This is a genomic window from Sulfuricurvum sp. PD_MW2, from assembly GCF_002633015.1.
Classification (GTDB): domain Bacteria; phylum Campylobacterota; class Campylobacteria; order Campylobacterales; family Sulfurimonadaceae; genus Sulfuricurvum.
Window position 1 is genome coordinate 35777 of sequence record NZ_NSIU01000005.1, and the last position, 21362, is coordinate 57138.

At 41.2% G+C, this 21362-nt stretch carries 20 protein-coding genes and 1 tRNA gene; 5 read left to right on the forward strand and 16 right to left on the reverse strand.

Annotation, left to right across the window (positions count from 1 at the left end):
* Positions 1 to 44 precede the first annotated feature (44 nt).
* Both CJD30_RS03910 and CJD30_RS03915 read right to left on the reverse strand, forming a co-directional pair.
* On the reverse strand, positions 45 to 2213 hold the full coding sequence (locus CJD30_RS03910; protein ID WP_294916503.1) for an EAL domain-containing protein: 2169 nt from the start codon (positions 2211 to 2213) through the stop codon (positions 45 to 47).
* Between the two features lie 438 nt (positions 2214 to 2651).
* The gene (locus CJD30_RS03915) at positions 2652 to 3092 is read right to left on the reverse strand and encodes a very short patch repair endonuclease (RefSeq protein WP_294916505.1); all 441 of its coding nucleotides are present in this window, start codon (positions 3090 to 3092) and stop codon (positions 2652 to 2654) included.
* Between the two features lie 102 nt (positions 3093 to 3194).
* On the opposite strand from CJD30_RS03915, the gene dcm reads away from it, so the two are divergent.
* Positions 3195 to 4163 carry a DNA (cytosine-5-)-methyltransferase gene (gene dcm, locus CJD30_RS03920; protein WP_294916507.1) on the forward strand — a complete coding sequence of 323 codons (969 nt, stop codon included), beginning with the start codon at positions 3195 to 3197 and terminating at the stop codon, positions 4161 to 4163.
* 14 nt (positions 4164 to 4177) lie between these two features.
* Here dcm and CJD30_RS03925 read toward each other — a convergent pair whose 3' ends face one another.
* Positions 4178 to 5419 (reverse strand): MspI family type II restriction endonuclease, encoded by a 1242-nt coding sequence (locus CJD30_RS03925; RefSeq protein WP_294916509.1) that lies wholly within the window; start codon positions 5417 to 5419, stop codon positions 4178 to 4180.
* Positions 5420 to 6065: 646 nt separating this feature from the next.
* A tRNA-Met gene (locus CJD30_RS03930) sits at positions 6066 to 6142 on the reverse strand.
* A 209-nt stretch (positions 6143 to 6351) separates the two neighbouring features.
* On the opposite strand from CJD30_RS03930, the gene groES reads away from it, so the two are divergent.
* From groES to CJD30_RS03945, 3 genes are all read left to right on the forward strand, one after another.
* On the forward strand, positions 6352 to 6612 hold the full coding sequence (gene groES / locus CJD30_RS03935) for a co-chaperone GroES (RefSeq protein ID WP_294916511.1): 261 nt from the start codon (positions 6352 to 6354) through the stop codon (positions 6610 to 6612).
* A gap of 24 nt (positions 6613 to 6636) precedes the next feature.
* Entirely contained in the window at positions 6637 to 8268 is a 1632-nt protein-coding gene (gene groL / locus CJD30_RS03940; RefSeq protein WP_294916513.1) for a chaperonin GroEL, read from the forward strand.
* A 113-nt stretch (positions 8269 to 8381) separates the two neighbouring features.
* Positions 8382 to 8630 carry a hypothetical protein gene (locus CJD30_RS03945; protein ID WP_294916515.1) on the forward strand — a complete coding sequence of 83 codons (249 nt, stop codon included), beginning with the start codon at positions 8382 to 8384 and terminating at the stop codon, positions 8628 to 8630.
* A gap of 19 nt (positions 8631 to 8649) precedes the next feature.
* On the opposite strand, the gene CJD30_RS03950 is transcribed toward CJD30_RS03945, so the two are convergent.
* The 12 genes from CJD30_RS03950 to CJD30_RS04005 form a co-directional block, all read right to left on the reverse strand.
* Positions 8650 to 9630 (reverse strand): DUF475 domain-containing protein, encoded by a 981-nt coding sequence (locus tag CJD30_RS03950; RefSeq protein ID WP_294916516.1) that lies wholly within the window; start codon positions 9628 to 9630, stop codon positions 8650 to 8652.
* Between the two features lie 36 nt (positions 9631 to 9666).
* A complete protein-coding gene (locus CJD30_RS03955; RefSeq protein ID WP_294916518.1) occupies positions 9667 to 10362 on the reverse strand; it encodes a 2OG-Fe(II) oxygenase in 696 nt (231 codons plus the stop codon).
* A gap of 5 nt (positions 10363 to 10367) precedes the next feature.
* Positions 10368 to 10748 (reverse strand): biopolymer transporter ExbD, encoded by a 381-nt coding sequence (locus CJD30_RS03960; RefSeq protein WP_294916520.1) that lies wholly within the window; start codon positions 10746 to 10748, stop codon positions 10368 to 10370.
* A 10-nt stretch (positions 10749 to 10758) separates the two neighbouring features.
* Positions 10759 to 11208 carry a TonB-system energizer ExbB gene (exbB, locus tag CJD30_RS03965; protein WP_294916522.1) on the reverse strand — a complete coding sequence of 150 codons (450 nt, stop codon included), beginning with the start codon at positions 11206 to 11208 and terminating at the stop codon, positions 10759 to 10761.
* Positions 11198 to 12043, reverse strand: coding sequence for a HAMP domain-containing sensor histidine kinase (locus CJD30_RS03970; protein ID WP_294916524.1), 846 nt, complete (start codon positions 12041 to 12043; stop codon positions 11198 to 11200). The genes exbB and CJD30_RS03970 overlap by 11 nt, the downstream gene beginning before the upstream one ends.
* Positions 12033 to 12689 carry a response regulator transcription factor gene (locus CJD30_RS03975; RefSeq protein WP_294916526.1) on the reverse strand — a complete coding sequence of 219 codons (657 nt, stop codon included), beginning with the start codon at positions 12687 to 12689 and terminating at the stop codon, positions 12033 to 12035. Before CJD30_RS03975 ends, CJD30_RS03970 begins: the two co-directional genes overlap by 11 nt.
* On the reverse strand, positions 12679 to 13686 hold the full coding sequence (gene pyrC / locus CJD30_RS03980; RefSeq protein WP_294916528.1) for a dihydroorotase: 1008 nt from the start codon (positions 13684 to 13686) through the stop codon (positions 12679 to 12681). The genes CJD30_RS03975 and pyrC overlap by 11 nt, the downstream gene beginning before the upstream one ends.
* 3 nt (positions 13687 to 13689) lie before the next feature.
* Positions 13690 to 15060: a phosphomannomutase/phosphoglucomutase gene (locus tag CJD30_RS03985; protein WP_294916529.1), complete on the reverse strand. Its 1371-nt coding sequence runs from the start codon at positions 15058 to 15060 to the stop codon at positions 13690 to 13692.
* A 120-nt stretch (positions 15061 to 15180) separates the two neighbouring features.
* On the reverse strand, positions 15181 to 16359 hold the full coding sequence (locus CJD30_RS03990; protein WP_294916531.1) for an ammonium transporter: 1179 nt from the start codon (positions 16357 to 16359) through the stop codon (positions 15181 to 15183).
* Positions 16360 to 16441: 82 nt separating this feature from the next.
* Positions 16442 to 16780, reverse strand: coding sequence for a P-II family nitrogen regulator (locus tag CJD30_RS03995; protein WP_013460937.1), 339 nt, complete (start codon positions 16778 to 16780; stop codon positions 16442 to 16444).
* 10 nt (positions 16781 to 16790) lie between these two features.
* Entirely contained in the window at positions 16791 to 18176 is a 1386-nt protein-coding gene (locus CJD30_RS04000; protein ID WP_294916534.1) for an ammonium transporter, read from the reverse strand.
* 199 nt (positions 18177 to 18375) lie between these two features.
* Positions 18376 to 18714, reverse strand: a complete 339-nt coding sequence (locus CJD30_RS04005; protein WP_294916536.1) for a P-II family nitrogen regulator — start codon at positions 18712 to 18714, stop codon at positions 18376 to 18378.
* A 138-nt stretch (positions 18715 to 18852) separates the two neighbouring features.
* On the opposite strand from CJD30_RS04005, the gene gyrA reads away from it, so the two are divergent.
* On the forward strand, positions 18853 to 21333 hold the full coding sequence (gene gyrA, locus CJD30_RS04010; protein ID WP_294916538.1) for a DNA gyrase subunit A: 2481 nt from the start codon (positions 18853 to 18855) through the stop codon (positions 21331 to 21333).
* The last annotated feature ends 29 nt before the right edge of the window (positions 21334 to 21362 follow it).

Here is a 21362-nt window from a genome sequence, read left to right on the forward strand (position 1 = left end):
AATGAGGAGGATACAAGAGAAGTTATTGCGTCGTAAGCAATCCCCTATTCTAATATTTGCGGCTTACCGGTGAAATACCCTTGAGAGTAGTTGATTCCGATTTTTTTGACAATTGTATACGTTTCTTCATCGCTGACAAATTCAGCAATCGTTTTCGTCCCGATTTTATGCGCAAAATCTGTGATCGTCTCGACAATCACATGGTGCCTTGGATTGGAATGAATCCCGCGGATCAAGGAACCGTCAATTTTTATATAATCAACATTCAACTTCAAAATATTTTCAAAATTAGAATACCCTGTTCCAAAATCATCAATAGCTATTTTTGATCCCAAAGCTTTTACTTCAGAGATAAATTTTGCGACCTCATCATAGTTCTCAATCCCTTCGGATTCTAAAATTTCAAATACAATTTGAGACGCAGTACCGGTATGGATAATCGTATCTATGATTTTTTGCTTTGTCTTTTCATTCACAATATCACTCACCGATAAATTGATCGAAAATTCTTCTTTGCGTTTTTCAAACAGTGTACATGCTTGATCGATCACTTCCGCGGTGATTTGAGGATATAGCTTCGTTTTTTTAGCAATAGGCAAAAATTCCATAGGCGAAATCGTATTTCCATGTTCGTCCAACATCCGTACCAATGTTTCATACTTATGAACTTTTCCAGTTTCGATATTAATAATTGGTTGATAGTGACAAAAGATACGTTTTTCATTTAATGCTTTTCGAATGGCATCTTCCATCGCCATATTGTTACGATAGGTCTCTTCTATATTTTCATTTTCAATATAGCGTGCGATATGAATATTTTGCTCTCTTGCTTTGTTGAGTGCGATATCGGCTTGTGTGAGCAGCTTCGTTGTTCCTCCGATAGATGCCCCTGCCGTCAATCGGACATTAAAACTTCGATGATTAACATAAAAAATACTTTTTTTGACAGCTGATAGTATCTTTTCAATTTTATGCCGAAGTTCATCCCATCTAATTTCTTCATATTCTAAAATAGCGAATTCATCCCCACCGAGACGGTATGGAAAATAATTCATCGTATTAAACCACTGCCCGAGCTGATGCAATATCGCATCTCCGGTATCAATTCCATAAAAATCGTTAATCTCTTTAAAATCGTCAATATTGAAAATAACACATACTTTCGGTTTTTTCTCTTCAATATCCAAGATCATCTTCTGCCGATTCGGAAGGCCTGTGAGTTGATCGTAATATGCCAATTTCAGAGCATTCTCTTGACTTTCACGCAATGGACTTAGATCACTGAAAACAGCCAAATAATTCTCTATCTCTCCAGTACTGTTTAAAACTGCACTAATACTGATCCATTCTGGATATACCTCTCCATTGGCGCGTTTGTTCCATATTTCACCACTCCAATGTTTTTTTTCTAATAATGTTGCCCACATTGCACTATAAAAATTTTGATCATGGTGCCCTGATGCAAAAATCTTCGGATTTTTTCCTATGACCTCTTCGGCACTATATCCGAGTGTTTCAATAAATGCGTTATTCACTTTTACGATATTATTGTTTTTATCAGTAATCATCATGCCATCTGTTGCGTATTTAACAGCAGTACCCAATAGTTCCAGCTCACGCTGATTATTATCGATCTGCGCTTCATATTCTGAACGTTTCAAGACGACATTGACGATAAACGCACATATTTCCAGCAAACGTTTGTGGAAATCAGAAGGCGCACGATGTTCGAATGAAGAGAGGGCAAAACTTCCTACAGCACTTTTCATACTATTGCGGATAGGCATTGACCAACATGAACACAAATTAAAATCATAGGCGATATGACGTATATCGGACCATCGCTCATCGGTTTTTGTATCTGCTACAAACTGAGGTTCATTCCTAAATACAGCATTTCCGCATGAACCACCACCACTGCCTGGTTTGAGTCCTGCCAAAGCCTTATGCCCTACTTCAGGGATTGAAGGAGCTGATATTACATTCATAAGCCCCGTTTTAGAATCCAATAGCATGATTGAGGCTACCGAATTTGGAAGCATTTTTTCTGCCAATTGACACAATCGTTCTAAAACAATTTTTTCATTATTCCCTACCGCAAGCAATTCAAAAATATTTTGCTGAATATCCAGTATCTTGCTGTATTCTAGAGGTGTCAAAATGACTTCTTGCTCTAATGCATCAAATGCAATACAGCTATTCGATTCATTCATCCAATATCCCTTATTATTTCTATAATAATATATATTATATAGGATAATACTAACACCGTAAATCTAAATATCTCTTTAGAAAACCGATGTTTTACATACACAAAAATGGATGGATTGAAATAGTAGATGGTGGCGGTGGGGAAAATAGCCCAAATAACTTTCTGAGAAACCTTAAAAACAGTGAACCTCCTGTTTGCGAACTTTGAAACTCATAAACAATCATGACCTTAGGTATAACAAATAACATCAAATATTTTTGCGTTTTGCAAACATATGTATATTCCAAAAATAGAATGATCAATTCCATTTTTTTTGTTCCAAAAATCCTAAAAGTTTATTGCATTTTTCATTTTGACATTTTTGAACACTTTGTGAAACGCTGAAAGCTGTTACCTGTAACCTGCATTCATAAAACTAGGGATTTAGTTACAAAACACGCTATACATTTGGTTGACTTTCGGCTATAGATTGATCATCAAGATACAATTGAATTTGGTCCGCACAGGCTTTGACATCTTGTAGTATTTGCTTCTCCCAAAAGCGTAATACCTTCCAGCCTTCATCTTTCAGAACCTGATTTACTTTTCTATCACGTTCAATATTACGTTTCATCTTTTCTTCCCAAAAAGATGCATTCGTTTTGAACGTTTTTCCTTCATTCAGGTACTCATACCCATGCCAAAATTCACTGTCACAAAAAACTGCAATTTTTTTACCTTTGAAGACAATGTCTGGTTTTCCATATACGGTCTTATCATTTTTCCTGTATCTTATTCCACGTGCCCAAAGTTCTTTACGCAGTGTAATTTCAATTTTTGTATCTTGCCCCCGAATCCTCGACATATTTTCTGATCTTGACATAGATTTATTTTTTTTCATAGTGATACTGTACTTTTTTATGGCATTTTGCAATAGTATAAATAAACCAAAGTGATAAGAGGGTAAAATACATAATTATTCTTTAGAAAAAAGGTCAACTGGATGTTTACGTTCATAGATTTATTTGCAGGTATCGGAGGGATCCGTTTAGCATGTGAACGAAATGGTGGACAATGTGTATTCAGTAGTGAATGGGATCCACACTCTCAAAAGACGTATCACGCTAATTTTGGTGAAACACCGCATGGGGATATCACTAAAATTGAGGCGAAAGACATACCATCGCATGACTTTCTTAATGCAGGGTTTCCTTGCCAACCCTTTAGCACTATTGGAAAAAGGGAAGGATTTGAGCACAAAACACAAGGGACCCTTTTCTTTGATGTGGCCCGTATTTTGAAACACCATAAAACTAAAATGATCTTATTGGAAAATGTTCCTGGACTTGTTACTCATGAAAACGGTAATACTTTCTCGGTTATCCGAGATGTCCTTGAAAATGAATTGGGTTATGTGACATTTCATCAGGTCATCAATGCAGCAGAGTATGGGGTACCACAGGAGCGTAAACGGATATACATTGTTGGTTTTCTAAAAGAAGCCTATGGGGAAGATATCAAGTTTGAATGGCCTGAACCCGATACAGAGGATGTATTTATAAGTGACTTTCTCGAAAAACATCCAACTGGATACGGGATAAGTAAACATCTTCAGGATACATATCTTTTCAAAAAAGAGGATGGAAGACCACAGCTGATTGATAAGTCCAGTAAGATAAAAGTCAAAACACTGGTTGCTTCGTACCACAAAATCCAGCGTTTGACAGGCACATTTGTCAAAGATGGGGAAACAGGTGTGAGGCTTTTGAGCGAAAATGAGTGCAAAGCTATTATGGGCTTTCCAAGAGATTACAAGATTCCAGTTAGTAGGACACAGATGTATCGTCAGTTTGGTAACTCAGTTGCAGTTCCTGTGGTTGAAAAAATTATTAAACAGATCTTGAAAGCTGCTGATTTTCCTTTTCAAGCCCCCATGAACGAGACGAAGCAATCATCCCTTTTCGATATTTGATTTTTGCCCCGTACTTACAGGATTATAGGCATTTTGAATTGAATTCTTAGCCCTCTTTGTTTTGAAGGGTAAGTCCAGCTGAATGGTATCCCGTAATTCAGTTTCGCTTGTTCACTAATCTTCTTGATATATGAAGGATAGTCCACACATACTTCTGTTGTATCGGTCACTATTAAAAGATAATTTGAAACCTGTTTGGCAGGTTCTATAAGATTTCCGATGTCATGTTTTCCAGTCAAAGCCCATTCTGTCAACTTCACTTTGTATGGATTCAGAAGTTCCTCGAATTCAGACTTGCTATAACCCGCTGGTAAATTTGCTTCAAATGCCTCGTATGAAGGATAAGCCTGAAATAATTTGAAATAATCTGCGAGCTTGGTGTTTTCAATGTCCAACACACGGATATAATCGCTTACCTTGTAGTCATGGCAAGATACTACGGTTTTATTTGTACATTTTACCGAAATAGTTTCTGTACAAGTTCCTTCTGTGGTTACTATTGCGATTATAATATCAGTTTTTGCATTCCCACCGCTCAAAAGCTTAGGTATTGTATCTGTAGCTTGAATAGCAATTATATTTTCTTTATCAACATTGCCTGCACAAATCTGATTGATGATTTTGTTGAATAATGGTTCTGCGCTCGTATTACTTTTGTAAGACTTTAAATTTGTTGTATTGTTTAAAATCTTGACAATTTCTTTTTCAAGTTTATTTCCCCGTTTTCCAAAATAGCTTCCATCTTTCTCTACTATATCTGTTTCGGTATCCACTGTTTCATCGGTTTCAATTGATGCACTATGGTTTTCCAGAAAGCTATAAAGCTCACTGACAGTTAGAAGATATGTGGTAGGTGAATATGTAATACCATCCTTTACCCTTTGACGGAAGTTGATGAAGGTTTGGTTGTCTTCTAACTCTGAATCTGGATAAAGGGCTATTGCTGCAATAACATCGGATGAAATATATGAATGCTTTAAAACTCCTTCAATGTCATACGCCTGACCTTTGAAACGGTCATTTCTGAAGGAAGTGCTACTATTGATAATGATGTATTTATTATCTAGGGTTTCAAGAAGAAAATTTACCAGATATTGTCTCGGATAGGAATATCCTTTATGATTGTAATTTACATTTTTCTGGAAATTTAGAATAATGCTCTTATCCACCATCTCTTTGAATGTGTTTTCAAGAAAAACTTGTAATGCATCACCTGATAGATTTTTAAGCCTATTACTTTCTGATTGGATATCCACAAAACCGCCTTATGAGTCTGAATGCATATCTCAAACAATATTCATTCCAATAAATGAAGAGGTTGCGGAAATTATCAGTAAAAAGAACGAACAAAAGAAAATATACGTGTGCTAAGTTTTGAACTAAGTACAAAAGATATAAAATGTTTGTTATGACACTAAATACAAAAACGAGGTAATTTCTTTGACTACAGGGATTCGGTAATGATGAAACAGCTCGTTGAAATGGGACTTTATATATTAACAAAAACATTGATAACTTCCAGAAACTGTACAATTTGGAACAGACAAACTTTTAAAATTAATCATCCAGTTTTGGAATAGTGATCATCTTATTTGGAATAATATAATGGTGGCGGGGAAAGGCGTTGAACCCATTTACCTTTTAAACCATCATTTTCATCCAAAACTTACGTGATTTTTGGAATTTTTCATTCAAATACAAATCATGTTTTTTATATAGAATAATTTATATGACAAAATAATTTTAGAATCTTTTAAGTGGTTAGAGTAGCGATAAATAGGCATTTTTTGACTATGAAAAGTATAACAAGAGGTATGACAAAAGTATAAAAAAGCATTAAAAACGATGTAAAACTGAAACTTAAAGCCTTGGAAGCTTGTTAAATAGGGAGTTGTAATTAGATGGTGGCGGGGGGGGGACTCGAACCCCCGACCTCCGGCTTATGAGACCAGCGCTCTAACCAGCTGAGCTACCCAGCCATCTATATTTTGAAAGATCGAAATTATAGTCAACGGTTGCTTATTAAAAGCTAAAAGTAATAAGCAGGAAATATATTTTGTTTGAAAAAACCACATATATAGTATTTAAACTCACAACTATTGAGTCAATGTGGCTAAAGGGTATTGACAATTAAAGCAAACTCATGTAGAATCCCATCCATAAAAATCTCAACATAAAAGGAAATGCTATGAACTTTCAACCGCTTGGAAAACGTGTCTTGGTACAACGTCTCGAAGAGGCGACCAAAACTGCATCGGGTATCATTATCCCGGACAACGCAAAAGAAAAACCTTCACAAGGTAGTGTCGTTGCCGTAAGCACTGAAGTAGAAAACGTTTCTACAGGAGATACCGTCGTATTCGGTAAATACGCAGGAAACGAACTTACTTTGGATGGCAAAAGCTATTTGGTCATTGAGACCGATGATTTACTCGGAATTATTAAATAATTTAAAGACTATAAGGAATCAACAATGGCAAAAGAAATTCATTTTTCAGACGAAGCACGCAATAAATTAGCTGCAGGAGTACAAAAGCTCACGGATGCAGTCAAAGTGACTATGGGACCACGCGGACGCAATGTCCTCATCCAACGCAGTTACGGATCACCGCTCATCACAAAAGACGGTGTTTCTGTTGCAAAAGAGATCGAACTTAAAGATACTCTTGAAAACATGGGAGCACAACTTGTTAAACAAGTAGCATCCAATACTGCTGATGAAGCGGGTGACGGTACGACAACTGCTACGGTGCTTGCAAACGCAATTTACCAAGAAGGTCTTCGTAATATCACAGCAGGTGCAAACCCTGTTGAAGTAAAACGCGGTATGGACAAAGCACTTGAAGCGATCTTGGAAAACCTAAAAGCTTCAAGCCGTGTTATCAACGATAAAAAAGAGATCGCACAAGTTGCAACCATCTCGGCAAACTCGGACGAGCGTATCGGTGCCATGATCGCCGAAGCAATGGAAAAAGTAGGACGTGACGGTGTTATCACTGTTGAAGAGGCAAAAGGGATCAATGATGAACTCGATGTTGTTGAAGGTATGCAGTTCGACCGCGGTTACCTTAGTCCATATTTCATCAACAACTCTGAAAAAATGACCGTTGAATTGGATCATCCGTTCATCTTGTTATTCGATCAAAAAATCTCGAATCTCAAAGATTTGCTTCCGGTGTTAGAGCAAGTCCAAAAAAGTTCACGTCCGCTTCTCATCATTGCTGAAGATGTCGAGGGTGAAGCGTTGGCAACTTTGGTCGTTAACAAACTACGCGGTGTTCTCAACATTACAGCAGTTAAAGCTCCGGGATTCGGTGATCGCCGCAAAGCGATGCTCCAAGACATCGCAGTTCTTACTGGTGCACAAGTGATCAGCGAAGAGATCGGCCGCACACTCGACAGTGCTACCATCGCAGATTTAGGTAACGCATCACGCGTTGTTATCAACAAAGACAATACTACAATCGTTGATGGTGCAGGCGACAAAGCAATGGTAGAAACACGTATCAAAGAGATCCGTACTCAAATCGAATCAACCACCAGTGAATACGACAAAGAGAAACTTCAAGAACGCTTGGCAAAACTTGCCGGCGGTGTAGCAGTTATCAAAGTCGGAGCGGCTACCGAAACTGAAATGAAAGAGAAAAAAGACCGTGTAGATGATGCACTCTCTGCAACCAAAGCAGCGGTAGAAGAAGGGATCGTTATCGGAGGTGGTGCGGCATTAATCCGTGCAGCAGCAAAAGTAAGCCTCGATCTCAGCGGCGATCAAAAAATCGGATGCGAAATTATCCTCCGTGCGATCAAAGCACCGGTTAAACAAATCGCAGATAATGCCGGATACGATGCGGGTGTCGTTGTGAATACCATCGCTACAGCTACGGATGAAAACACCGGATTCAATGCGGCAACCGGCGAATATGTTGATATGTTCGAAGCAGGAATCATCGATCCTCTCAAAGTTGAGCGTGTCGCCTTGACCAATGCGGTATCGGTATCAAGTATGCTTCTCACAACAGAAGCAACGATCCATGAGATCAAAGAAGACAAACCTGCGATGCCGGATATGGGCGGCATGGGTGGCGGAATGCCAGGTATGATGTAAGCTCAGCAATAAAATAACACGCTTGCGTGTTATTTTGCTGAACAAACTTTTTCTCCCTTTTATCTCTTCTTTGATACACTGCCTCGAACAATCCAATACAGTGAAATACTTTTATGCCAACATTTTTGCCTGATCTCATCGGAATTTTTGGAGTTATTGTTATTATCCTCGCATATGTACTTTTGCAGCTTGAAAAAATCGATGCTAAAGATCTGATCTTTTCAATTTTGAATACACTCGGTGCATTTTTGATTATCGTATCGCTTTTGTACGATTGGAATCTTGCTTCATTTATTATGGAATTAACGTGGATGATAGTGAGTTTGTATGGGATATGGAAATATTATAAACATACCGCCTAAAGAGGCGGCAGAAAGAAACTTAGTGTTCTAAATTCGCTTGGCGGTTTTCCCAAAGAGAGTGTGCGAATGCAGCTGCAATGAGAGCAATCCCGATCGTTCCTGTAACCATTTCACTAATCTCGGTAGTAATTTTCATCAACATGATAACCGCCAAAATTCCGATCGCATAGTGTGCCCCATGTTCAAGATAACGAAAATGAGAAAGCACTTTATGTTCAACAAAATAGAGGGTAATACTTCGAACAAACATCGCCCCTACCCCTAAACCGATCATAATGATGAAAATATTGCTGGTCAAGGCAAATGCTCCAATGACTCCGTCGAAACTGAAACTCGCATCTAATATTTCCAAATAAATGAATCCGGCCACACCGCTTTTGACCGTATCGGAAGAGAGAAAATGATCCAGCATACCAAGTAATGAGTGCAATAATACACCGTACATAAATGCCAAGACAATCCCGAAATCTTGCGTGATGTGCCCCAATGTAATCCCTACCATAATAGCCGTGATCAATTCGATATTCGCGACTCCGGAAAATTTTTCCATTACCTTGGAACCCTCTACGAAGGTGACCCATTTGATATCTCTTTCTTCAAAGAAAAAGTCCAAAAAGACCATAAGCAAAAATGCCCCACCAAATGCAAAAATTGTCGTCTCGGTCGTTTTCAGTACCGCTTCATAGCGTTCGGGATCATCGATTGCCACTTGCAACGTTTCAAATAATCCCATTCCTGTCACAAGCGATACAATTGCCAAAGGAAATACTAGTCGCATACCAAAAACAGCCAAAGGGAGACCAAATAAAATAAACCGTTTTTGCCAAATCGGATCCATCGTCTCTAACACCTTGGCATTTACCACCGCATTATCAAAAGAGAGAGAAATTTCAAGAACAATCAAAAGAAAGGTGATGTAAATAGCGGCAACTCCGCCTAAAAAATATCCCGCAATCAGACCAAGAGCCATGATTAAAAACGAGCTGTAGAAATAACGCATAGTTTTGCCCTTGCAAAAAAGATGCGAAATTATACCCTACATCAGAGCATCATGCCATTGAACCAGTGAAAGTCGAAATCCCTCTTTGACCGGAAGCACTTCATGGGCAAAATAGGGATTACTCAAAAAAACGACCATATCCCCCGCTTCAGGACGAAGTGTTATCGTGTTTCCGGCTTCATCGCATAGATAGTTAAAAAGCAGCTCTCCCCCACTAAAATGGTCACTGTCTGTGGGATTAGGTGTATAGGATGTAGTAAAAAGAACGGTGGTAAGTTTACGCTCCGGTGCAACGGTACGGTAACCAACAACGTTGCCATCACTATCACGAAGCTCACTCGCATCATCTGAGTGTTTGACATAAAACGATCCACTTTCGTATCCAAGCACCTGCACATCAGTCGCCTTGGACAATGAAATTGCAAAAAATGTTTCTATCTCTGAACGCACCGCTTCAAAACGGCGGTCATAAAGTGCACGATGCTCGGTACTCAACGTGTGTAGATCGGTTTTACGGATTGCAGTATCGAGTGATTTACCTCGAAGCTCTGCTTGCATGGCATCTTTATCCGCTAATGCATGTGCAGTGATAGCGCGACATTCTGAGGGGCTGAGAACCCCCTCCAAAACCATATAGGGAAAATCATGATAAGGGTTGGGTAAGCGTTTTGTCGGAATATCCCAGGATAAAAGCTCGTCACTGGCATAGACATAATTACTGATTTGATGCACAGCGATTACTTCTTATCCGTTACAATATAGAGTTGCTCATGTCCGAGGCGTTTAAGGACATCCATCACTCCCACAAAATTTTGAAATGCCGCTTCTTTGTCACTGTAAAGGACTACGGTCATCTCTTTGCCCCCTTCGACAACGTTTTGCTCGAATTGTTCCAACGAAATCGGGGTTTTCTCATCCCCTAACATCAAAGTTCCGTCTTTTTGGATGGTGAGTTTTAGCTCCGATGGCTTATGCTCTGCCGCCGTTCCCTTGGCATTTGGAAGATCGACCGGTATAAGTCCTGTTTTGATAAACGTTGCAGTCGTAAGAACCATCACCAACAGTACCAGCATAATATCGATAAACGGGATAACGTTGATCGTATCAATCCGTTTCATTCTCATACTATTATCCTCTGTTTTTATGGGCATTAACATCCCATAATGTCAAAATTCGCTCCATTTTACGCAATAAAATGTTGTAAAACACGATAGAAGGAATTGCAACGACCAATCCCATCGCGGTTGCTTTGAGTGCCAATGCAAGACCTGTCATGATTTTTTTAGGATCAACTGCACCCACATCTCCAAGGCTATAAAACGTAATCATAATCCCCAATACGGTACCGAGCAATCCGACATACGGAGCATTAGAACCTATGGTTGCGATAGTAGAGACATTGTCCCCCAAATCAAGTTCTAGTTCTTCTTTGGTTCCATAATCCTCTAAACGAACTGCTTTATATGCCATTAAGCGTTCAATAAAAAGCCACAAAGAGACGATACTCATCATCACCAATACACCGATGATTCCGTAATCTACAGCATTATGCGCCATTCCCAGCCAACTATTTTCCATTATTATCCTTTTGTTTAAATTCGAGAGTGACACACGTCCCCTCATTCATCCGCGATGCAATATGCAATCCTATGCCATAGCGGTCGCAATAACGTTTGACCAAACTAAGCCCGATCCCATAACCTGCCATCGTCGAATCATTTTGATAATAGCGATCGTAAATACGAATCAAGGTGATTTCATCCATCCCGATCCCCTGATCGCAAATACTCAACGTCTTGTGTTGAAGTGTGATTGAGATTATAGGATTTTTAGGTGAATATTTCACCCCGTTCTCGATCAAATTATCAATCACTTTGCCTAATCCAATCCGATCTCCATACACTTCACACGCTTCAATCTCCACCTGCCATTCTGCAGAGGGGTACAACGAGCGTAAAAAAAGGAGTCGATCTTCAATCACATCACGTAAATCAAAATGTTCAATTTTTTCTCTTTCACTCTGTTTTTTTATCATATAATCAAGCTCGTTGTAACGCTCTTTTAACATTTTTGAGGCTATTTCAATCCGTTCAAGACGTTTGAGACTTTTTTCATCGCTGTGAGCTTTTCTGAGCATCTCAACGTTTGCGGTAATAGTATTGATCGGAAGATTCAACTCATGCAGCGTCTCTTTGGAAAACCGTTCCAAATGATCAAAATGTTCACGCAAAGGGGTGATAGCAATCCGTGCCATAATGCCTCCGACAACAAGAGTCAGTATCAGCGATACAAAAGCAATTATTCCCCACTGTTGAACACCGATGACATCGTGTACATAATAGATACCGGCAATCAATACAGCCGTTGTGGTCACATACAAAGATGCTAATGCAATCTCAACATTACGAAACAAGACGATACCCTACTCCACGTATGTTGACAATCATATCGCTTCCGATCTCTTGTTTAAGGCGGTTGATATAAACCCTTATGGCTCCATCACTGATCATTTCAGAAGGGCTCCATAATGTATCCATAATCATCTCTTTGGTAACGATTTCCCCTGCATTTCGAATCAATAACCCCATCAGCTGATACTCTTTGAGAGATAACTCAAGCTCTTTATCCCCCATTAAAATACACTTATGAAGTTCGTCAATGCAAAGTGTCCCGACACAATCACGGGATTTCCCCTTGGTTCGGCGTAAAAGAGCATGAATACGGACGATAAGTTCATCGATATTGAACGGTTTTTTGAGATAATCATCCGCACCGATCTCAAATGCTTGGGAAAGTTTTTCAATCTCATTGTGAGAAGTTAAATAAATAGTCGGAGTAAGATCGTTTGCGCGACGCAGCTCTTTTAAAAGAGAGAGCCCATCTATCAGAGGGACATTGATATCCAGAAGATAAAGATCAAATTGATTTTTATACGTCTCATCCAACGCCGACTGTCCGTTACGGCACAGCACAACGCCAAATCCTTCCTCTTCCAGGACATCAACGATCGATTCACCAAATAGCAAATCGTCCTCTAACAGTAAGATTTTATTCGACACGCTCTATCGACCATTGGAGAGTTTCCCCAGCTCTCATCGGAACAACCGTTCCATAGATGTCGGGAACCACAAAATTGTGTTTGACCAATGTTACCTCTTTGTATTCTGCACAGATACCGTAAATTTGTTGTGCATTATCGCTCACAAACGCTTGAAGGTTATCCAATTTATCGTGTGCTTCAAATACTTCGCAAAGTAACTGCAATGCAATCGGTGCAGTAAATACCCCTGCCCCGCAGCCGCACGATTCTTTCGTATGTTTCGGATGGGGGGCCGAATCAGAGCCGAACATTACTTTCGGATGCGCTTCGAGAGCTACTTTCAAAAGGGCAGAACGATCTTCAGGACGTTTAGCTATCGGCTTGCAGAACAGATGAGGGCGCAACATGCCACCGGCTACATCATCCAAAGTAATAATGAGATGATGCACCGTAATGGTTGCATACAAATTTTCATATTTATCCAGCATAGCTACCGCAGCAGCTGTTGTAATATGTTCCATCACTATTTTAAGTTTCGGGAAATTGCTTGCGAGCATCTCATAGACACTCATAAACTCCGCTTCGCGATCCATCACAAATCCGTTCGTCTCGCCATGCACGGAGAGGATGATTCCCAAATCACTCATCGCATTGAGTGTTTCGCGCATCGCTTCGATATCAAATGAAGCGACACCCCCTTCCGAATTTGTTGTTACACCGCTCGGATAAAGTTTGATGGCAGTGACGTCATCTTGAACACTTTCCAAAAATTCACGGCTGTAGTTTTGATAAAAAAGCGTCATATACGGTTCGAAATCGTCCCGTCCGATAGCGTGTTTGATCCGTTTTTTATACTCTTTGACTGCGTCCAAGGTTGTAACCGGAGGAACAAGATTGGGCATTACCAGCGCTCCGCTAAAGCTGTATGATGTCAATGGTGCAACGGTTTCGAGCATATCACCATCACGAAGATGCAAATGCATATCCAGAGGCATCGTTAATGTAATATTGTTCATCTCTCAGACCTTCAATTGATTTTGTGCTTCTTGAATCAACGCGTTTAGCGCCTCTTCGTATCGCAGAGCTTCCGATTGTTCGGTCGATTCAAAACGGGTTACCAGTACCGGAGTCGTATTACTTGCACGAACCAATCCCCACCCTTTTTCAAATATGACCCGCACTCCGTCCACATCGATGATCTCTTTGATGGAAGGAAAAGATGCCGGAGGGGTTTGAAGAAGCTCTTTGAGTTTCGCCATTAAAGGAAATTTCTCTTTTTCAGTCGTTTTTACTTTGATCTCTTCGGTGGAAAAAACTTTTGGGAGTTTTGCAATCTCATCGTCCAAATCAACCCCTTCCTGTACCAATTCCAACATACGCAACGTCGCATAAATCGCATCGTCGTATCCAAAATAGCGATCGGCAAAAAAGACGTGTCCGCTCACTTCACACGCCAAATCGGCATGCAGCTCTTTCATTTTTACTTTGAGATTGGAGTGTCCGGTTTTGTACATCACTGCCGTTGCTCCACGTTGACGGAGAGTATCGTACATCACTTGGGAACATTTGACCTCACCGATAACGGTCGGATTTTTCATCTTCATGGCGTACAAAAGGGCCATCATATCGCCCTTGATGTTGTTACGAGGGGTCAATACGGCGATACGATCAGCATCTCCGTCATACGCAAATGCAATATCTCCATCGGAAGCCAGAAGCTTTTTAATATCCTCAAGATTATGCTCTTCACTCGGATCAGGATGATGATTCGGGAATGTTCCGTCGGGATCGACATAAATCCCTTTCGCATTGAACCCTAGTTCCTTGAAAATCTCCTCAATCACCAGCCCTGCTACACCATTGCCGCAATCGTAGACAATTTTGGTGTCCAGCGCGCGAAGGTGTCCAAACGACTCTATCATAAACCGTTTGTAGCGGCTTAAGGCATCGATCTCTATAACCTGACGCTCGACTTTTGATGGCATACCCATTGCATCGATTTTGCGCCCCAATGCATAAATTTGTTCTCCGAAAAACGGCGCTTTATTGATTGTAATTTTAAATCCGTTGTATTCGCTCGGATTGTGTGAACCGGTAATCATCACAGAAGCACACGGAGTTATCCCATCAAATTCTTGGTAATTACAAAAATAGTTGACGGGAGTCGGCACCATTCCCATCCCAAGAACGTTCATTCCTCCGGCATTCAATCCTGCAGCCAAATATTCAAAAAGGATCGGAGAGTGTGAACGGGCATCATAGCCGACGGCAACATATTCGCCAAATTCTCGCATCTCTTCTGCCAAAGCATACCCCAAACGGGTAATGCTCTCTTCATTTAACTCTTTTTCAAAAATTCCGCGAATATCGTACTCACGATAAATAGACATACTTTCCCTTTTCAAGCAACATTTACAAATTATACAACGAGGTAGTTAAAAGAGTCTTGTACGGGGCTGCAAGCCCCAAAGAAGAATAGTATAGAAGTGTTACAATAGTGTTAAGTAGATTTAGATGGCGCGTTTAAATTCCGGATACGCTTCAAGTCCGCATTCGCTGACATCAAGCCCTTGAACTTGATCTTCATCGGAAGCGCGGAAAGGGATGAATTTATTGATGATATAAATGACTGTAAATGAAATACTAAAGACGAAAACTGCAATCTCCACAACTCCTTTGAGCTGATTTGCAAACGTGATACCATGCGCTGGATCTGATGCAAAAAGTCCTACAGCCAATGTTCCCCAAATGCCGTTGATCAAATGGACAGAGAGTGCTCCAACCGGATCATCGATACGCAAACGGTCAAACAATGGGACGGCTACTACAACCAAAATTCCCCCTACGGTTCCAATCGTAATCGCATCTACTGTCGTATACAAATGTGGCCCTGCCGTAATCGCAACCAATCCTCCCAATGCACCGTTGAGAATCATGGTAATATCAAAAAGTTTGTAGCGAACATAAATAAGAACACCGGTAGCAATCGCTCCGGCAAGTCCTGCAGTATTGGTATTAAATATGGTCAATGCGACACTGTCAGCGGCTTCTTTGGTTGCGATAGAACCGACCGAACCGCCGTTAAATCCAAACCATCCGATCCATAGCAACATTGCACCCAACACTACCAAAGGGATATTAGATGCAGGGATAACACGGATTTGTTCTCCCACATAACGCCCTTTACGCGCACCGATGATTAAAATCGCCGCCAGCAATGCCCAACCGCCCGTTGAATGGATAACGGTAGAACCAGCCAAATCGACAAAATTTAAATCAAAAATCGTATTTTTGATCCAATCACTTCCCCAGCTAATATTCACTGCTGTAGGATAAATCAACGCTCCCATAATAAGGGTAAACAGTGACAACGGCAAAATACGGGCACGTTCACCGACCCCACCGCTCATAATATTAATCGCTTTTCCCACAAACGCCATTTGGAACATGAAAAATGCCCACTGGCTCATCGTAAAAGAGTGAAAATCACCAAATGCCAAGTGAAATCCGATCAAGATAAACGCCATCGATGCAACGGCATAAATCATGACGTTAACGGTCAAAACACTTGAAACGTTTTTAGTTCGAACCAAACCGGCTTCGAGCATTGCAAATCCGGGAACCATCAAAATAATCAGGGTAATCGAAAAAAGGGCAAAGAGAGTATCAATAACGTACGCAGTATCCATGCAGCACCTTTAGTTTAGAATAAAGGTGTGCATTATATAGTCAAATTATGGAATTGAAGAAGAAGGATTGATTAATTTTTAATCAAATAGCCTCGATATCGGTTTCACCCGTACGGATACGGACGATTTTACTGATTTCGCTGACGAAAATTTTACCGTCACCGATTTTCCCGGTACGGGCAGCTTCTACAACAGTATTGACCACTTGATCTACCATCGCATCATCAACCACCATCTCCATCTTGATTTTTGGAAGGAAGTCAACCACATACTCAGCACCGCGATATAACTCGCTGTGCCCCTTTTGGCGCCCGTACCCTTTCACTTCGCTCACCGTCATACCGGTGATCCCAATCTCCGCCAATGCGTCTTTAACATCCTCGAGTTTAAATGGTTTGATTACCGCTTCTATTTTTTTCATTGTTTACTCCTTATAGGTTAAAGCCACGTTCACCGTGTACAGATTCATCCAAACCTTGGCTCTCTTGTTCTTCGTTAACACGTGAACCGCCTGTCAATGCCATTGCGATATAGTAAACCACGATCGTTCCAACCAAAGTGAATAATCCAACTAAAACTGCTGATTCAGCTTGTACCATGATTTGTCCCATACGATCCCCAGAATCTTTCAACGGTCCTGCCCAAAGAAGAGCGTTATCGCTATCAGGAGTATACAGAGCAAAGATACCGGTAGAAATTGCACCCCATAGACCTGCAAGGAAGTGAACTCCAAATGCATCCAATGAATCATCGTAACCCAGTTTTTTCTTGAGTGCCGTTACTCCGAAGAATGCGACTACCGCACCCACCATACCGATAATCAACGCACCGCCGACACTAACAAATCCTGCTGCCGGAGTAATCGCTACAAGCCCTGCTACCGCACCGGATGCTGCACCAAGAAGCGTCGGTTTTTTGAATACCGCATACTCAACCACAATCCATGTCACCGTAGCAACTGAAGCTGCAATCGTTGTTGTCAAGAAAGCGACACCGGCGATAGCATTAGCACCGAAAGCTGAACCGGCATTAAATCCGTACCAACCAAACCAGAGCAACCCAGCACCTAAAGCTGTCAAGATAACGCTTGCCGGTTTCATAGCCACTTTCGGGTATCCCGCACGTTTACCGATCAACACTGCCAAAACAAGACCGGCCAAACCACCGTTCATGTGAACTACTGTACCACCCGCAAAGTCAAGAGCACCTTCGTTGAACAAATATCCACCGCCCCATACCATATGCGCAATCGGTGCATAAACTACGATTGTCCAGATGAAAGCAAAAACCATCCATGTCGAAAACTTCATACGCTCAATCACTGAACCCGCGACTATCGCTACCGTAATAGCAGCAAAGGTCCCTTGGAACGCAACAAAAACGAATTTCGGATAGAGTTGTCCCAATTCAACGCTGGCAAAATCGGTCCAGCTGATACCTTCAAGCATTACGTTCGAAAATCCACCGATAACTTGGTTCATTGCACCTTCTGCCGTACCGAATGCGATAGAAAATCCAGCAATTACCCATGCAATCATGGCAACAGCAAACGCACCGAAAATCATTGCGTAAGTATTAAGAACGTTTTTAGAACGGGTCATACCGCCGTAAAACAATGCCAAACCGATCGGGGTCATCAACATGACCAACGCGGTTGAAATCATCATCCATGCAGTATCTCCCGTATTAAGCACAGGGGCTACCGCTGCTGCAGCCGTTGTAACAGCCGATGTGTTCGCGTCAACTGCGGTTGCGTTTGCATCATCAGCAAAAGCAGACACGCCTAGTAACGATAAAGCTAAAAGCCACTTTTTCATTTTCTCTCCTTGTAACTTGAATGTCGAGTACCATTGTACAAAGTATTCAAACGCACAGAGTGCAATAAACTGATTAATTTTTAATCAATAAGCAGTATCAAAGAATAACACGTAAAAAATTTCGATTTTTGTCTAGGTTTAGTGAAACATGAAGTATTCAAAGCCGAAGCTTTGAATGATTAGTAAAGTTTTGAAAGAGTTAAATAGCGTCGCTGTCGGTTTCACCGGTACGAATACGGATAATTTGGTTGATATCACTGATAAAGATTTTACCGTCACCGATTTTCCCGGTACGGGCAGCTTCTACAACAGTATTGACCACTTGATCTACCATCGCATCATCAACCACCATCTCCATCTTGATTTTTGGAAGGAAGTCAACCACATACTCAGCACCGCGATATAACTCGCTGTGCCCCTTTTGGCGCCCGTACCCTTTCACTTCGCTCACCGTCATACCGGTGATCCCAATCTCCGCCAATGCGTCTTTAACATCCTCGAGTTTAAATGGTTTGATTACCGCTTCTATTTTTTTCATTATTTATAGACTCCACTTCTATCGATATTTTAGATAATTGTAACCTTATTTGACTAATTTATCAAATTAGAGAGATTTTTAGACTTTAAGGCTCATTGGGATATAATCAGCAACTTTATCTTCACTTTTGGGGACTGCATGAACGATTTGCTTGACAACAGCGAAATTAATGACATTAATATAGAAGACACTCTCAAGAGCAGTTATCTTGATTACTCCATGAGCGTCATCATCGGACGGGCATTGCCTGATGTCCGTGATGGTCTCAAACCTGTTCACCGACGTATTCTCTATGCGATGGACAAACTTAATCTCTCTGCCGGTGCAAAATACAAAAAATCAGCACGTATCGTCGGGGACGTAATCGGACAATACCACCCTCACGGTGATACTTCGGTTTACGATGCATTGGTTCGTATGGCTCAACCTTTTGCAATGCGTTCCCCACTCGTTGATGGACAAGGAAACTTTGGTTCAGTCGATGGAGACAACGCTGCAGCGATGCGTTATACCGAAGCACGTATGACCCGCTATGCCGGTGAACTTCTCAAAGATTTGGATAAAGACACTGTCGATATGGTTGATAACTACGATGGAACTACCCAAGAACCTGAAGTCCTCCCTACCCGTGTTCCGAATCTTCTGATCAACGGTTCAAGCGGTATTGCCGTTGGTATGGCCACCAATATCCCACCTCACAATCCTACTGAAATACTCAGTGCCCTTGTCTATCTAATCGACAATCCGAATGCCTCTTTGATCGACATCATGCAGTTTATCAAAGCTCCTGATTTTCCAACAGGTGGAACCATCTATGGGAAAAAAGGGATTTTAGATGCGTATGAAACCGGACGCGGACGTATCCGTATCCGTGCAAAAACACATATCGAGAAAAAATCAAACAAAGACGTTATCGTCATCGACGAACTCCCTTATCAAGTCAATAAAGCACGTTTGATCGAAAATATCGCGGAATTGGTAAAAGACAAATTCATCGAGGGGATCAGCGAAATTCGTGATGAATCAGACCGTGAAGGGATTCGTGTCGTCATCGAACTAAAACGCGATGCGATGAGCGAAATCGTCCTCAACAACCTCTACAAATCAACCAATATGGAAACAACTTTCGGGATTATCATGCTTTCGGTTTTCAACCAAGAACCGCGCATTTTCACCCTACTAGAGATGTTGGGGCACTTCATCAATCACCGTAAAACGGTTATCATCCGCCGTACGATTTTCGATCTTGAAAAAGCAAAAGCACGCGCTCATATCTTGGAAGGTTTGAAAAAAGCTCTCGATCATATCGAAGCGATCATCAAACTTATCCGTGCAAGTGCGGATGGCGAAACAGCAAGAAACGGTTTGATTTCCGAATTCGGTTTCTCACCGATTCAAGCCCAAGCGATTTTGGATATGCGTCTCCAACGCCTTACCGGTTTGGAACGTGATAAGATCGAAAATGAACTCAAAGAGATTTTGGCGCATATCGAATATCTCGAATCGATTCTTCGCAGTGAAGAGGTCCTCAAAGGGATTATCAAAGAAGAGTTTACCGAGTTGGTTGAGCAATTCAATACTCCGCGTGCTACCGATATCGAAGACAATTATGATGATATCAATATCGAAGATTTGATCCCGAATGAGCCAATGGTTGTTACCATCAGCCATCGCGGATACATTAAACGTGTCCCTCTTGCAGCATATGAAAAACAACGTCGTGGCGGAAAAGGAAAAGTTGCCGTCACTACCTATGATGATGATTTCATCGAAAAATTCTATACCTGCAATACCCATGATACTTTGATGTTTGTGACAGATCGCGGACAGCTCCACTGGCTCAAAGTATACAAAATTCCGGAAGGATCGCGCACAGCCAAAGGGAAAGCGGTTGTCAATCTTATCAACCTTGAAGCCGATGAGAAAATCCGCTCGATCATTCCGACGAGCGATTTTGATGAGAATAAATCGCTGGTTTTCTTCACCCAAAACGGTATTGTCAAACGTACAGCTCTTAACGAATTCTCCAATGTCCGAAGCAACGGTGTTCGTGCAATCGTTCTGGATGATGATGATACTCTCATTACGGCGCATATCGCGACCGAAGAGACCAAATACCTCTTCATCGTGACCAAATACGCACAATGTATCAAATTCGAAATTGAAAAAACACGTGATCAGGGACGCAGTACCCGTGGGGTTCGCGGTATCAAGTTCAAAATCGAAGGTGACGTCGTCGTCGATGCCAATATCATCAAATCGGACGAAGAAGAGATTTTGATGGTCAGTGAAAAAGGGATCGGAAAACGTACAACCGCTGAAGAATATCGCCTCACAAACCGCGCAGGGTCAGGAGTTATCGCCATGAAACTCAACGCAAAAACCGGAAGCACCGTCGTGGGATGTCTGATGGTCGATGAGACTATGGATATGATGGCGCTCACGAAAGCGGGTAAAATGATCCGTGTCGATATGCAAACGATCGCAAAATCAGGACGTAATACCAGCGGTGTTTACATCATCAAAGGGGATGATGTCGCCAGCATTTCACGTTGTCCGAAAAATGATGACAACGATGACGAAACCGAAGAAGGGGATAGCACCTTAGAGTTGGAATAATATTTGCTTAAATCGGTTAATTATTCCAA

Bases quoted from the DNA above. Each gene is read 5' to 3' on its own strand.
- groES (WP_294916511.1), top strand. From the start codon at position 6,352: ATGAACTTTCAACCGCTTGGAAAACGTGTCTTGGTACAACGTCTCGAA.
- groL (WP_294916513.1), top strand. From the start codon at position 6,637: ATGGCAAAAGAAATTCATTTTTCAGACGAAGCACGCAATAAATTAGCT.
- dcm (WP_294916507.1), top strand. From the start codon at position 3,195: ATGTTTACGTTCATAGATTTATTTGCAGGTATCGGAGGGATCCGTTTA.
- CJD30_RS03990 (WP_294916531.1), bottom strand. From the start codon at position 16,359: ATGGATACTGCGTACGTTATTGATACTCTCTTTGCCCTTTTTTCGATT.
- gyrA (WP_294916538.1), top strand. From the start codon at position 18,853: ATGAACGATTTGCTTGACAACAGCGAAATTAATGACATTAATATAGAA.
- CJD30_RS04005 (WP_294916536.1), bottom strand. From the start codon at position 18,714: ATGAAAAAAATAGAAGCGGTAATCAAACCATTTAAACTCGAGGATGTT.
- pyrC (WP_294916528.1), bottom strand. From the start codon at position 13,686: ATGAACAATATTACATTAACGATGCCTCTGGATATGCATTTGCATCTT.
- CJD30_RS03915 (WP_294916505.1), bottom strand. From the start codon at position 3,092: ATGAAAAAAAATAAATCTATGTCAAGATCAGAAAATATGTCGAGGATT.
- CJD30_RS03950 (WP_294916516.1), bottom strand. From the start codon at position 9,630: ATGCGTTATTTCTACAGCTCGTTTTTAATCATGGCTCTTGGTCTGATT.
- exbB (WP_294916522.1), bottom strand. From the start codon at position 11,208: ATGGAAAATAGTTGGCTGGGAATGGCGCATAATGCTGTAGATTACGGA.
- CJD30_RS03960 (WP_294916520.1), bottom strand. From the start codon at position 10,748: ATGAAACGGATTGATACGATCAACGTTATCCCGTTTATCGATATTATG.
- CJD30_RS03995 (WP_013460937.1), bottom strand. From the start codon at position 16,780: ATGAAAAAAATAGAAGCGGTAATCAAACCATTTAAACTCGAGGATGTT.
- CJD30_RS03985 (WP_294916529.1), bottom strand. From the start codon at position 15,060: ATGTCTATTTATCGTGAGTACGATATTCGCGGAATTTTTGAAAAAGAG.
- CJD30_RS04000 (WP_294916534.1), bottom strand. From the start codon at position 18,176: ATGAAAAAGTGGCTTTTAGCTTTATCGTTACTAGGCGTGTCTGCTTTT.
- CJD30_RS03910 (WP_294916503.1), bottom strand. From the start codon at position 2,213: ATGAATGAATCGAATAGCTGTATTGCATTTGATGCATTAGAGCAAGAA.
- CJD30_RS03945 (WP_294916515.1), top strand. From the start codon at position 8,382: ATGCCAACATTTTTGCCTGATCTCATCGGAATTTTTGGAGTTATTGTT.